Annotated in this window: 12 protein-coding genes; 11 read left to right on the top strand and 1 reads right to left on the bottom strand. The window is 75.0% G+C overall.

The window, feature by feature from the left end; genetic code table 11:
• The first annotated feature begins 50 nt into the window (after positions 1 to 50).
• The 11 genes from AB0L25_RS01090 (at position 51) to AB0L25_RS01040 (ending at position 12617) form a co-directional block, all read left to right on the top strand.
• Positions 51 to 1343 (top strand): aromatic ring-hydroxylating oxygenase subunit alpha, encoded by a 1293-nt coding sequence (locus AB0L25_RS01090; RefSeq protein WP_500167313.1) that lies wholly within the window; start codon positions 51 to 53, stop codon positions 1341 to 1343.
• Positions 1340 to 1690, top strand: a complete 351-nt coding sequence (locus AB0L25_RS01085; protein WP_500167311.1) for a hypothetical protein — start codon at positions 1340 to 1342, stop codon at positions 1688 to 1690. Before AB0L25_RS01090 ends, AB0L25_RS01085 begins: the two co-directional genes overlap by 4 nt.
• A gap of 164 nt (positions 1691 to 1854) precedes the next feature.
• Positions 1855 to 2646, top strand: coding sequence for an SDR family NAD(P)-dependent oxidoreductase (locus tag AB0L25_RS01080; protein ID WP_500167309.1), 792 nt, complete (start codon positions 1855 to 1857; stop codon positions 2644 to 2646).
• 46 nt (positions 2647 to 2692) lie between these two features.
• Positions 2693 to 3640, top strand: coding sequence for a PaaX family transcriptional regulator (locus AB0L25_RS01075; protein ID WP_500167616.1), 948 nt, complete (start codon positions 2693 to 2695; stop codon positions 3638 to 3640).
• 19 nt (positions 3641 to 3659) lie between these two features.
• Complete coding sequence (locus tag AB0L25_RS01070; protein ID WP_500167307.1) at positions 3660 to 4418, top strand: SDR family NAD(P)-dependent oxidoreductase; 759 nt, start codon at positions 3660 to 3662, stop codon at positions 4416 to 4418.
• A gap of 226 nt (positions 4419 to 4644) precedes the next feature.
• Positions 4645 to 5259, top strand: coding sequence for a hypothetical protein (locus AB0L25_RS01065; RefSeq protein ID WP_500167305.1), 615 nt, complete (start codon positions 4645 to 4647; stop codon positions 5257 to 5259).
• On the top strand, positions 5256 to 7748 hold the full coding sequence (locus tag AB0L25_RS01060) for an Hsp70 family protein (protein WP_500167303.1): 2493 nt from the start codon (positions 5256 to 5258) through the stop codon (positions 7746 to 7748). The genes AB0L25_RS01065 and AB0L25_RS01060 overlap by 4 nt, the downstream gene beginning before the upstream one ends.
• A complete protein-coding gene (locus AB0L25_RS01055; RefSeq protein ID WP_500167301.1) occupies positions 7745 to 8662 on the top strand; it encodes a hypothetical protein in 918 nt (305 codons plus the stop codon). The genes AB0L25_RS01060 and AB0L25_RS01055 overlap by 4 nt, the downstream gene beginning before the upstream one ends.
• Positions 8659 to 10251, top strand: coding sequence for a hypothetical protein (locus AB0L25_RS01050; protein ID WP_500167299.1), 1593 nt, complete (start codon positions 8659 to 8661; stop codon positions 10249 to 10251). The genes AB0L25_RS01055 and AB0L25_RS01050 overlap by 4 nt, the downstream gene beginning before the upstream one ends.
• A gap of 123 nt (positions 10252 to 10374) precedes the next feature.
• Complete coding sequence (locus AB0L25_RS01045; RefSeq protein WP_500167297.1) at positions 10375 to 11040, top strand: TetR/AcrR family transcriptional regulator; 666 nt, start codon at positions 10375 to 10377, stop codon at positions 11038 to 11040.
• Between the two features lie 140 nt (positions 11041 to 11180).
• Entirely contained in the window at positions 11181 to 12617 is a 1437-nt protein-coding gene (locus tag AB0L25_RS01040; RefSeq protein WP_500167295.1) for a sigma-70 family RNA polymerase sigma factor, read from the top strand.
• Here the strand turns inward: AB0L25_RS01040 and AB0L25_RS01035 are convergent, their stop codons facing one another.
• Positions 12618 to 13364: a CAP domain-containing protein gene (locus AB0L25_RS01035; RefSeq protein ID WP_500167614.1), complete on the bottom strand. Its 747-nt coding sequence runs from the start codon at positions 13362 to 13364 to the stop codon at positions 12618 to 12620. It abuts the gene before it with no gap.
• Positions 13365 to 13574 lie beyond the last annotated feature (210 nt).

Below are 13574 nucleotides of genomic sequence, written 5' to 3'. Positions count from 1 at the left end.
AGCAAAAATCTGATTAGTATCGGCGCCATGCCAAGGCAAGGAGACGGGTCATGACGGAGCTGCAACAGCGCCTGGCCACGGGGAAGGGCAAGTTCACGCCGCTGTACGAGGACCTCGACACCGGCCCGGTCGACTACGAGGACTCGATCTCGCCGGAGTTCTTCGAGGCCGAGCGGGAGGCCGTCTTCCGGCGGTCGTGGCTGTACGTCGGCCGGTCCGAGCGGCTCCCGCGCCCCGGCACGTTCTTCACCCGCGAGCTGAACGGCCTGGCGTCGATCGTCGTCGCGCGCCGCAAGGACGGCGTCGTCAACGCCTTCCACAACGTGTGCGCCCACCGCGGCAACAAGGTCGTCTGGCAGGAGCACCCGCAGGAGGAGTCGAAGGGCTCCTGCCGCGAGTTCGCCTGCAAGTACCACGGCTGGCGGTACGGGCTGGACGGCCGCGTCACGCACGTCACGAACGAGGAGGAGTTCTTCGGCCTCGACAAGGACGCGCTGCGGATGCCGCCGGTCCACTGCGAGGAGTTCGCCGGGTTCATCTTCGTGAACCTCGCGCCCGACCCCGTCCCGCTGCGCGCCTACCTCGGCGACCGCCTCCTCGAACTGGAGGCGTACCCGTTCGGCGAAATGACGCAGCACTACGGGTTCTCGGCGCCGATCCGCGGCAACTGGAAGCTCGCCGTCGACTCCGTCTGCGAGTGGTACCACCCGCCGTACGTCCACGCGCGGTTCATCGACAAGGACGTCGCCAAGGCGGAGAAGATGGTCCCGCCGCCGGACTCCTACCACTACGACCTGTTCACGCCGCACATGCTGACGTCCGTGCCCGGCCCGCCGCCGCTCCCGCCGCGCGAACCCGGGACGGCCGGGCCCGCGGCTCGCGACCAGAAGTGGGTCTACCGCCTGTTCCGGGCCGGCCTGTTCGGCCCCGACGACGTGCCCGACCTCGGCCCGCTCCCCGGGTTCCTCAACGCGGGGAACATCAAGTCGTGGGGCAACGACCAGTTCTGGCTGTTCCCCAACCTGTCGGTGCAGATCTGGGCCCGCGGCTTCTACATCACCTACACGTACTGGCCCGAGGCCGTCGACCGGCACACCTACGACATCGACCTCTACTTCGTCCCGCCGAAGAACGCCCAGGAACGGCTGGCGCAGGAACTCGTCGTCGACAGCACGATCGAGTTCGCCATGCAGGACGTGAACACCATCGAGGCCACGCAGCAGGGGCTGTCGACCCGCGCCAACCGGCAGTTCCACCTCAGCGACCAGGAACTGCTCATCCGCAAGTTCCACAAGACCGTCCGCGACACCGTCGCCGCCCACGACGCGAAGGAGGGCCGATGACGACCGCGACGTCCGGCGCCCGCACCCTGCCCGAGCGGTTCGCCGACCTGGAACGGTGGGTCGCCGACTGGGCCCGCCCCACCCGGCAGGAGCGCTACGACATGCGCCTGTCGAAGAAGTACGACGAGCTCGAGGAGTTCTACGACGCGATCGCCCCCCGCGTCGAGGAGGCCATCGACTACCTCAACACCCGCGACCTCACCGACCTCGCGGACGACGACGCGCGCCTGCTGCAGCTCCTCTACTCGATGATCCTCGTCTCGTACGCGGTCAACGTGTTCATGCAGCCGCGCATCCCGGACTCGGGCGCCGCGTTCTTCGACACGACCGCCGAACCGGCCGTCTGACCGGGGGAGTCGCATGTCGATCACCGCGACCCCGCTCGGCCCGACGACCGGCCTGGAGATCACGGGCCTGCACGGGCGCGAGGAGGCGGTGGCGTGAACGCACCGAACACGGACGTCGGGAGCAGCGGTACCGCGGGAGCCGGCGCCGGAGAGGAGGCCGCGGCATGAACGCACCGCACACGGACGGCGGGGGCACCGGCCCGGGCGGGGCGCGGGTGGCCGTTGTCACCGGTGGGGGGTCCGGCATGGGGCGGGCGATCGTGCACCGGCTCGCGCGGGACGGTCTCGCGGTCGCGATCCTCGACATCGACGCGGCGAACGCGGAGCGGGTCGCCGCGGAGGTGCGGGAGCGCGGCGGCGCGGCGCTCGCGGTCGGCGGCGCCGACGTCTCCGACCGGGCCCGCGTGGACGCGGCGATCGCGCGCGTCCGCGCGGAGCTCGGCCCGGTGCTCGTCCTCGTGAACAACGCCGGGATCACCGGCTTCCGCGAGTTCATGTCGATCACGGAGGAGAAGTGGCGCCGCGTCATGGCGGTGAACCTCGACGGCCCGTTCCACTGCACGCAGGCCGTCCTGCCCGACATGCTCGACGCCGGCTGGGGCCGGATCGTGAACATCTCCTCGTCCAGCGCGCAGGGCGGGCAGGAGTACATGGCCCACTACGTGTCGTCGAAGGCGGGGCTGATCGGGCTCACCAAGTCGCTCGCGCTGGAGTTCGGCCCGAAGGGGATCACCGTCAACACGATCCCGCCCGGGTTCATCGACACGCCGATGCTGCGGGAGTCGGAGCGGCGCGGGATGTTCGGCGGCACCGTCGACGACCACGCGGCGCGCACGCCCGTCCGGCGGCCCGGCACCCCGGAGGACATCGCCGCCGCGTGCGCGTTCCTGGTGTCCGAGGAGGCGGGGTACATCACGGGCCAGATCATCGGCGTGAACGGCGGGCGCAACACCTGATGGACGCACCGGTGCGCCGGGCCCGCGCGGATAGCCTTCCCGCGTGATGGAAGCCCACATGGAGACCGCCGTCGAGGCGGTCCTGGAGACCGGGGCCGAGGCCGCCGTCGACCTGCCGCGCGTCCAGGTCGGGTCGAACCCGCAGCACCTCGTCCTCGGGCTCTTCATGGACTACTGGCCCGACCGCGCGGCGTACCTGCCGTCCGCGGCGATGGTCGAGCTGCTCACCGAGTTCGACAACACGGCGCCGAGCGCGCGCGCCGCGATCGCACGCCTCGCCCGGCGGAACGTCCTGGAGGCGGCCAAAAAGGGGCGCCGGACGTACTACCGGCTGACGGCGACCGCGGCGCGCTCGCTCGGCCGGGTGCAGGAGCGGGTCGTGCGGTTCCGCGCCGAGGAGCGGCCGTGGGACGGGGCGTGGACGACGGTCATGTTCTCCGTGCCCGAGGAGCGGCGCGACGTGCGGCACGTCGCCCGGACGCGGTTGCGCTACCTCGGCTACGCCCCGCTCTACGACAACGTGTGGGTGTCGCCGCGGGCCGACCGCGACCAGACCGTCGAGCTGTTCGAGAGCGTCGGGGTGGCGAACGCGACGGTGCTGCGCGCGGAGGTGACGTACGCGGCGGGCGGCGGCGACCCGCTGTCCGCCTGGGACGTCGACGCGATCGGCGCCCGCTACGCGGAGTACATCGCGGAGTTCGCGCCGCTGCTGGAGCGGGTCGAGCACGGCCGGGTGGGGGCGGCGGAGGCGCTGGTGGCCCGGACGGAGGTCAAGGAGAGCTGGCGCGAGCTGCTGAGCGTCGACCCCGAGCTGCCCGCGGACCTGCTGCCGGCCGGCTGGCCGGGGCGCCGGGCGCGGCGGATCTTCGCGGGCGTCTACGACGGGCTGGGGCCGCTCGCCGAGGCGCGCGTCCGGCAGCTCATCGCCAAGTACGACCCGGAGCTCGCGGGCAGGGCGCGACACCGGACCACCACCACGATCACGGAAACGTAGGGACGAAGGGGAGGACGCCATGGAGTCCGGAAACGAGCGGCTCGCCGGGAAGGTCGCGATCATCACCGGGGCGGGCGCGGGAATCGGAAGGTCCATGGCGACCCTGTTCGCCGCGCACGGCGCGCGGGTCGTGTGCGCCGACCGCAGCGGACGGCAGGACGACGTCGCGGCCGAGATCGGCGCCGCGGCCGTCGGCGTGCACTGCGACGTGGCGCGGGCGGACGACGTCCGGGCGATGGTCGAGGCCGCCGAGGAGCGGTTCGGACGGCTGGACGTGCTGTGCAACAACGCGGGGTTCGGCGGCCCGCGCAAGCCGATCGCCGAGCAGGACGAGAGCACCTTCGACGACGTCGTGGCGGTGAACCTCAAGGGCGTGTTCCTCGGCATGAAGTACGGCATCGCCGCGATGCTGCGGGCGGGCGGCGGCTCGGTGGTGAACACGGCCTCCGCGGCCGGGCTGGTGGGCTGGAAGAATCACTCCGTCTATGCGGCGGCCAAAGGCGGGGTCGTCCAAATGACGAAGAGCGCCGCGCTGGACTACGCGGAAGAAGGCGTCCGGGTTAACGCCATATGTCCGGGCATGACGTGGACCGATCTCGCGGGTGCCTCCGCGGCGCGCCCGGCGCCGCCGCCGGACGCGAAAATGCCGCTGCAGCCGATGAACCGCTGGGGGCTGGCGTCCGAACTCGCGGCCGCCGCGCTGTTCCTCGCGTCCGACGAGTCGTCGTTCGTCACGGGCGCCGCCCTCCCGGTGGACGGCGGCTACGTCGCCCGCTGAGCGATCATTGAGAATCTCGGGATAACGGGCGCGGCCCGTTGAGCTGACGTACGGGACTTACGGGGAATATGGGACCCGAATACGGTTCTGCAATCGGGTTTTTCCTGGCCGAATCCGGCCAGGGTCCGAGAACGGCCGGAGAACACGGTAATTCGACCTAGACAGCCCTCTTCGCGGCGACCAAAATCGCACTCCGGATCAGCCGTGATCGGGAGGAACGCACCGGATGGGACGCTTCGTCGCGGGGGCCCGGGGCGCGCTCCGGCAATGGCGGTACCCCCGGGAGTTCCGGATCGCGGCGCCCGCGTGGCCCGCCGACGCGCTCGCCGCGCTCACCGAGCTGGCACGCCTCGAGGCCGCCGCCGCGAAGCCGCCCCCGCCCGCTCCGGCCGCCGACACCGTGACCGACGTACCCGTCCCGCCCGCCGCCGCCCCCGCGCCCGAGCCCGCCGAACCCGCCGGGCTCGGCGGACGGTCGCTGGCGGACGTGGCGACGAGCCTGTGGCGGCTGCGCGCGCGCATCGAGCGGATGGACGACCCGCCCCGCGCGCTCGTCCGGCACCTGGAGTCCGCCTGGGACGCCTTCGCCGACGCGGGCGTCGAGATCAAGGACCACGCGGGTGAGCCGTTCGACCACGGGCTCGCGATCTCCGTGGCCGCCTACCAGCCCACCCCGGGCCTGCACCGGGAGCAGATCATCGAGACCGTGCGGCCGGGCGTCTACCTCGACGACCGTTCGATCCAGATGGCGGAGGTCATCGTGGGCACCCCGCAACGGACCGAGGAACCGGACGCCGGGGGACCGGCGGCCGGAGCGATGGAGGAGACGCGCGGACGATGACCAGGACCACGATCGACTTCGGTATCGACCTCGGCACCACCAACAGCGCGATCGCGATGCTGAGCGGCGTCGGCGCGGAGATCATCAAGAACAACGTCAGCTCCGACACGACCCCGTCGGCGGTGATGCTCGACCGGCGCGGCCGGCTCCAGGTCGGGATGCGGGCCAAGCAGCGCAGCGAGGACGACCCGGACAACACCTGCGTCGAGTTCAAGCTGCGGATGGGCACCACCGGACGGCCGAAGGAGTTCCCCGCCGCCGGGCGCACGATGACGCCCGAGGAGATGTCGGCCGAGGTGCTGCGGTCGCTGCGGCACGACGTCGTCCAGCACCACGGCGAGGAGATCGGCGCGGCGGTCATCACCGTCCCCGCCGCGTTCGAGCTCAGCGCGTGCGACGCCACCCGGCGCGCCGCCGAGCTGGCCGGGCTGCCGTACGCGCCGCTGCTGCAGGAGCCCACGGCGGCCGCGTCCGCGTACGGGTTCCAGACCGACACCGACAACGCGTTCTGGCTGGTCTACGACATCGGCGGCGGCACCTTCGACGCCGCCGTGGTCAGCGTGCGCGACGGCGAGTTCACGGTCGTCAACCACTGCGGCGACAACTACCTCGGCGGCAAGCTGCTGGACTGGGCGATCGTCGAGGAGGTGCTGGTCCCGGCGGTCGCCGAGGAGTTCCGGGTGGACGACCTGCGCCGCGGCAACCCCGCGCAGCGCCGGAACATGGCCAAGCTGAAGTGGGCCGCCGAGGCCGCCAAGATCGAGCTGTCCCGGGCCGACGAGGCGGCGATCACGGTGGAGATCGCCGACGCGTCCGGCGACCCGCAGGACTTCATCTACGACCTGACGCGCGCCGAGGTGGAGCGGCTGATGGAGCCGCTGATCGTCCGCTCGGTCAACCTGAGCCGCAAGGCGCTGGCGGAGAGCCGCCTCGGGCCCGGGGACATCGAGAAGGTCCTGCTGGTGGGCGGCCCGACGCTGATGCCGTACCTGCGGGAGCGGCTCGCCGACCCCCGCGAGGGCCTCGGCATCGACCTCGACCACAGCCAGGACCCGCTCACCGTCGTCGCGCGCGGTGCCGCGATCTTCGCGGGCGGGCAGCGGCTCGACACCGTCGACGCGCCGCCGCCCCCGGCGGTGAGCGGCGGCGAGTACGCCGTCGAGCTGGAGTACCGCCCGGTCGGCCCGGACATCGAGCCGTTCGTCGGCGGCCGGGTGACCGGCGCGGACACCGCGGGCTGCGCCGTCCAGTTCGTCAACGCCGCCGCCAAGCCGCCCTGGCGCAGCGGGCTGATCCCGCTGGCGGCGGACGGCACGTTCACCGCGACGCTCTGGGCGGAGAAGGGGCGCGCGAACACCTTCGAGATCGAGCTGACGAACGCGACCGGCGACCGCCGCCCGATCGCGCCCGGGACGCTCACCTACACGGTCGGGATCGTCGAGACGCAGCCGCCGCTCACCCACTCCATCGGGATCGGCCTCGCCGACAACGAGGTCGAGTGGCTGTTCCGGAAAGGCACGCCGCTGCCGGCCCGCCGCCGCACCAAGCTGAGCACGACGGTCACCGTCAGCCGGGGCAGCGGCGACGGCATGATCCGCATCCCGGTGGTGGAGGGCGAGCACCACCGCGCCGACCGCAACCGCCGCATCGGCCGGCTGGAGGTCGACGCGGAGCAGGTCACCCGGGACGTCCCCGAGGGCAGCGACGTCGAGATGACCATCGCGATCGACGAGTCGAGGCTCGTGGTCGCGCGCGCGTACGTCCCGATCCTGGACGAGGAGTTCGAGCACGTCCTGAACCTGCAGACCGAGTCGGTGCCGGCCGCCGACGACCTCGCCCGCGACGCCGCGGCCGAGAAGCGGCGGCTGGCCGCGGTGCGCCGCCGCGTCGACGAGTTCGGCGACGCGCGCGCCGCCGCGGTGCTCGCCCGGATCGACGCCGAGCGGATCGTCCCCGACCTCGACGCCGAGGTTGACGCCGCGCAGGTCGACCCGGACGCGGCCGCCGCCGGCGCGCGGCGGCTGCTCGACCTGCGGGCCGCGGTGGACGAGGCCGAGGACGAGCTCGAATGGCCGCAGCTCGTCCGGGAGGCCCGCGAGGCCGTCCCGGTGCTGCGGGAGATCGTCCGGGAGCGCGGCCGCCCCGGCGACCAGCCGATGCTGGACGCCGCCGAGGAGGCCGTCCAGGAGGCGATCACCGCGCACGACGCCGACCTGCTGCGGCAGCGCATCGACGAGCTGCGGCTGCTCGCCATGCGGGTGCTGGACGAGTCCGGCGACCTCGCGTTCATCGCGTTCGAGGAGCTGGAGACCCTGCAGCCCGAGATGCGCGACCGGGAGGAGGCCGGCCGGCTGGTGGCCGCCGGGCGGCGCGCCGCCGCGTCCGGCGACGTCGACACGCTGCGGCAGGTCAACGCGGCGCTCGGCGAGATGCTGCCGTCGCCGCCGCCCCCGCCCGACCCGTTCAGCACGGTCCGGCGCGGCCGATGAGCGGCCCCGCGCGCGCACCGGGCGCGCCGGAGGCGCCGGCGTCCGCGTCGTTCGCGGCGCGGGAGGCGGCGCTCGCCCAGGCTCGCCTGCTCGCCCGCGCCGGACGGTACGCGGAGGCCGCGGCGCTGCTCGACGGCGAGCACGGCGCGGACGTCCTCGACCTGCGGGCCCGCATGCACGCGCAGCAGGGCCGCCTGGACGACGCCGACCGCTGCTGGGCCGAGGCCGCCGAGCTGTCCCTGGGCGACGCCGACGCCGCCCGGGGCCGCGCCCGGATCGCCGAGCTGCGCGCGCGCTCGTCCGCCACCGGCCCCGGCCGGGTGCTCGCCGCGCGCGTCCTGCTCCGCGCGGGCGGCGCGGTCGCGGCGCTGCTCGCGCTCGTCCTGCTCGCCGCGCTCTGGGCGGACGACGACGCGCCCGCGGCCCTCCCGGCCGCCCCGGCGCCCGCGGCCTCGCCGCCGTCCGCGCCGCCGGCGCCCGCCGACCCGCTCACCGGGCTGGACCTGGACGTCCCCGGGGTGCGGGCGGAACGCCGCGGCGGGGAGATCGCGGTCACCTTCGACCGCGGCCTGTTCGGCGCGGGCGCGGCGCTCACCCCGGACGGCCGGGCCGCGCTCGCCGCGCTCGGCGAACGGCTGCGCCCGCACGCCGCCCGGCTCGCGGTCGCGGTGATCGGCCACACCGACCGCACGGCCGTCCGCCCCGGCGGGGAGTACGCGAGCAACGTCGAGATCGGGATGATGCGGGCCACGGTCGCCCGGGAGGCGCTCCGCTCCTCCGCGGGGATCCCCACGGCCCGGTTCACGCTGTCGACCCTCGCCGGCCTGGACCCGCCGCACGGCGGCGACGCGGCCCCCGGCGACCCCCGCGACCGCACGGTCAGCCTGCGCGTTTCCGCCGTGGAGGGACGATGAGCACGCGGGACCGGAACGCGGCGGCGTTCTTCGCGCACGCCGGAACGGACCTGTACCGGCGCAACCCGTTCCGGGTCGCCGGCCTCTCCGTCCACGCGACGGCCCGCGACATCCGGCGCCGCGCGGACGAGCTGCGGGTCGAGGCCCGCCTCGGCACGGGCGCGGGCGGCGGCGCCGGGCCGCTGCCGCTCCGCACGCCGCCCGACGCGGACGCCGTCCAGGAGGCGCTCCAGCGGCTCCGCGACCCGGTCCGCCGCCTCGAGGACGAGCTGTTCTGGTTCTGGCCCGCGCACAACGCGGCCGTCGAGGGCGCCCGCGACGAGGCCCTCGACGCCCTGCGGGAGGGGCGGCTCCACGACGCCGAGCGGCTGTGGGCCGACCCCGCGCCCGGCCGCGCCGCCGCCGTCGCCGCGCACAACCTCGCCGTCCTCACGCATGTCCAGGCCCTCGACGGCTTCCTCGACGCCGACACCGCCGACACCGCCGCCGACGGCCCCGGCGGCCGGGACCCGTGGGCGGCGGCGCTGCGGCACTGGCGGACCGTCCTCGGCACCGACGCGTTCTGGGACCTGGTCGCCGCCCGCGCCCGCGCCGCCGACGACCCGCGCCTCGGCCCCGGCACGGCCGACGAGCTGCGCGAACGGCTGCCCGCCGTGCTGCTGAAGATCGCCGCCGAGGCCGCCGTCCGGACGTCCCTGGGCGGCGACGCGACAGGCGGGTCCGCGCTCACCGGGGTGATCCGCGCCTCCGGGTTCGACGAGGCGGCCGTCGACACCGCGTTCCGCGCGGCGGCCGCGCCCGAGATGAACCGGCTCCGGTCGCTCGCGGAGTCCGCGCTCGACCGCGCCAGGACGTCCCCGGACACCGCCTGCGACGAGGCCGTGCACATCCTCGACCACTCCGGCGGCCCGCTGGAGGCGCTGGGCGAGATCCTGACCCCGGACCACCCGCTGCTGGAGGGCGTCCGGGACGAGATCGCCGAGCGCGTCCAGCAGTGCACGGTGCTGTACGGCAACAAGACCAAGGACTGGGCGACGGCCGAGGAGATCCTCGAACGCGCCGAGCCCGTCGCCGCGACGGTGACCGTCAAGTCCCGGATCCGCGCGAACATCGAGACCGTCGGCGAGAACCGGCTCTACGCGACCTGCTGGTTCTGCCGGGAGAACCCCGCCGACGACGACGCGGCGTACGAGAAGCAGATGCACGGCGACGTGCAGCAGCAGGTCGTCGGCTACTACCCGGCCCGCCAGATCCAGACCACGTGGCGGAAGCTGACCGCCCGGGTGCCGCGCTGCGCCGCCTGCGCCGCCGCGCACCGGTCCCGCGGCCGGAACGTGACGGGCTTCGGCTGCCTCGGCACCGCCGGGACGCTCGCCCTCGGCATCGCGCTGATCGTCGCGGGCGCGCCGCCCGTCGTGCCGTTCCTGCTGATCTTCGCGGCCTTCATCGGCTTCTTCGTCGTCATGGCCTCCGGGAACGTCGACGGCCTGCCGAAGAAGGCGCACGCGACGCTGGGCGACTGGCCGCCCATCAGGGAGCAGCTCGCCGCGGGCTGGGCGTTCGGCGAGAAACCCCCGTCCGCGGGCTGACCGGCCGGACGGGCCGGACGGCTCGGACGTGCGGGGCCCGTCAGGACGGGGCCGACGGGCGGCCCCCGATCCCCAGCCGCCCGGGGCGTTCTCTCCGGGGCCGGGACGTTCTATCGTGGGCGGATGCCCGAACCGCAGACCCGCCGCCTGCCCCGCGGCCGCCACGCCCTGGCGCGCGAGGAGGTGCGGCGCATCCAGCGGGCCCGGCTGTGCCGGGCGATGGCCGAGGTGATGGCCGAGAAGGGGTACGTCGACACGTCCGTCGCGGACGTGCTGCAGCGGGCGACCGTGTCGCGGCAGAGCTTCTACGAGCTGTTCGACTCCAAGCTCGACTGCTTCATGGCCGCCTTCGCGGGCGCGGGCGAGATCCTGCTGGAACGGCTCGCCGCCGACGTCGGCGTCGCCCGGGGCGCCGCGGCCGGCGGGACGCCCGCCGACCGGCTCGCGCTGTGCGAGCGCGCGATCGGCGCCTACCTGCGGGCGCTCGCCGCCGAACTGCCCTACGCGCGGCTGTTCCTCGTCGAGGTCTACGCGGCCGGCCCCGAGGCGATCGACCGCCGCGCCCGCACCCAGGAGATCATCACCGGTGCGCTCGCCGACCTGGTGGGCGCCGAGGACGAGTCCGTCCGGTTCGCCTGCCGGACGATCGTCGCGGCGACGAGCGCGATGGTGACCCCGCCGGTCGCCGAGCAGGACGCGGACGCGCTGCTCGCGCTGGGCCCGCCGCTGATCGAGCACGTCCGGCTGCTGTGGTCCGCGGGCGTCCTCGGCGGGGAGCCGTCCGCCTAGCCGCCCGGCCGGATCGCCGCCGGGCGGCGTCTTTGCCATGCTACGGCGATGGCCCGCAATCCCTCGATCACCGGCATTTCGTGTTATCCGCCGCGTTCCGGGGCGTCTCCTGAGGAGCTCTCGGAAGGACGGTGAAGCCCGTGCCCAAGGACGTGGCCCCGCTCGTGCGGGCGGCGCAGGGCGGCGACCCCGCGGCCAGGAACGAACTGGTCGCCGAACACCTGCCGCTCCTCTACAACGTGGTCGGCTGGGCCCTGGACGGCCACGCCGACGTGGACGACGTCGTGCAGGAGTCGCTGCTGCGCGCGCTCGGCGGCCTCGACGGCCTCCGCGAGCCCGCCAGCTTCCGCTCCTGGCTCGTCTCCATCGCGATGAACCAGGTCCGCAGCCGGTGGGCGGCGCTGCGCCGCCGCGCCCCCGTCGACCCGGACGCCCTGGCGCGGCTCGCCGAACCCGCCCCGGACTTCGCGGAGACGGCCGTCCTGCGCCTCGAACTCGCCGGGCAGCGCCGCGAGGTCGCCGACGCCACCCGCTGGCTCGACCCCGGCGAGCGCGACGTCCTCGCCCTCTGGTGGCTCGAGGCGTCCGGGCACCTCGCCCGCCGCGAGCTCGCCGACGGGCTCGGCGTGACCCCCGCGCACGCCGCCGTCCGGGTGCAGCGCATGAAGGCCCAGCTCGCGACGTGCCGCGCCGTCGTCCGCGCGCTCGCGCCGCCCCGCTGCGACGCGCTCGTCCTCGACCGCTGGGACGGCCGCCCGTCGCCGCTGTGGCGCAAGCGCATCGCCCGGCACGTCCGCGCGTGCCCCGCGTGCACCGACCGGGGCCGCGACCTCCTCCCGCCCGAGGCCCTCCTCGCCGGCCTCGTCATGATCCCCCCGCCGCCGGACGCCTTCGACCTCGCCTCCGCGGCGACCGCCGCCTCCGCGAGCAGCGGGACCGGCGGGTCCGGCAGGGGCGGTGCGGACGGGGGCGGGCGGGGGATGGCGCGGGGCGGGTGGGCGGCCGCGGGCGTGGTGCTCGCGATCGCCGTCGCCGTGGCCGTCTGGAGCCTGCGGGACTCCCCGCCCCCGGCGCCCCGCACGCTCGATCCCGCACCCGTGCAGCGCGCGCCGTCCCGTGCGCCCGCGCCCGCGACGGCGCCCGAGACGACGCCCGCGAAGGACCATCTCGACCGGCCCGAGTCCGAGGCGCCGCCGACGGTCGAGGAGCAGGTCGTCCGGCTGGTCAACGCCGAGCGCGCCCGCGCGGGCTGCCGCCCGCTGACCGTCGCGCCCGCCCTGCGCGAGGCCGCACGCGCGCACTCGTCCGACATGGCCGCCCGCCGGGCCCTCGACCACCGCGGCGCCCGCGGCGACGGGCCCGGCGACCGGATCACCGCCGCCGGGTACCGCTGGAGCGCGTGGGCCGAGAACATCGCGCAGGGCCAGCCGACGCCCGCCCGCGTCGTCGCCTCGTGGATGGGCAGCCCCGGGCACCGCGCCAACATCGTCGACTGCGACCTGCGGCAGATCGGCGTCGCGGTGTCCCGGGGCCCCGGCGGACCCTGGTGGACGCAGGTGTTCGCGACCCCGCGCTGATCAGCGGGCGCCGAAGACCTGCGTCCAGTACGGCCCGCCCGACTGGACGACCCCGACGCCGATCTCGTCGAACTTGCAGTTCAGGATATTCGCGCGGTGTCCGGGGCTGTTCATCCACGACCGCATCACGCTCTCCGGGCCCGACTGCCCCTTCGCGATGTTCTCCCCGTACGTCGACCACCGGTACCCCGCCGACGTGATCCGGTCGCCCGGGCCGTCCCCGTCCGGGCTCGTGTGGTCGAAGAAGCCCCGCGCGGCCATGTCCGCCGAATGCCCCTGCGCCGCCCGCACCAGCAGCGCGTTGCTCCGCACCGGGCCGCAGCCCGCGTCGGCGCGCGCGCCGTTCACGAGCGCCACCACCCGCGCCGCGACCGTCCCGCCCGCCGGGGCCGGCCGCGCGGACCGCCGGGGCTCGCTCGTCCGGGCCGGACGTGCGGGCGCGGACGTCCGCGCCCGCTCGGGCGCCCGCGATTCCCGCCGCACGGGCTCCCGCGTCCTCTCCGGCTTCGGCTCCGGCGCCGTCCGCGACGGCGACGGCGACGCGGGGGCGGTCGAGCGCGTCGCCGTCGGCGCGGGCGACGGCGTGCCCGCGTGCCCCGCGAGCGTCCCGTCCGGATCGTCCCGCACCAGGCCGACGACCGTCCCGGCGACCGCCCCGGCCACGAGCAGCCCCGCCGCGCCCACGGCCGTCCATACGACGACCCGCTCCGACGCCCGGCGCGGCCCGCGCCCGTCCCGTTCCCTCATCGCTTCCACGTCCCTTCCGTGTACGGATCACGAGGCAGACCGGCGGCGGAGGGGGCGATAACGAAAAATCCGGAAGCTCCTTCGACACCCGAAGTGCGGCCTCCCGTGCAGACGTCCGAAGTGGCGGCCCCCGCCCCCGCACCGGCCGTCCGGCCGCAGGGGCGCGCCAAGCGGTGTCCAAGATTTCCAAGCGCAGTGTTTGCCGCGTCG

It is taken from the genome of Spirillospora sp. NPDC052242 (assembly GCF_040679555.1).
Lineage (GTDB): Bacteria > Actinomycetota > Actinomycetes > Streptosporangiales > Streptosporangiaceae > Spirillospora.
This window is presented reverse-complemented; position numbering and strand designations above follow the sequence as displayed.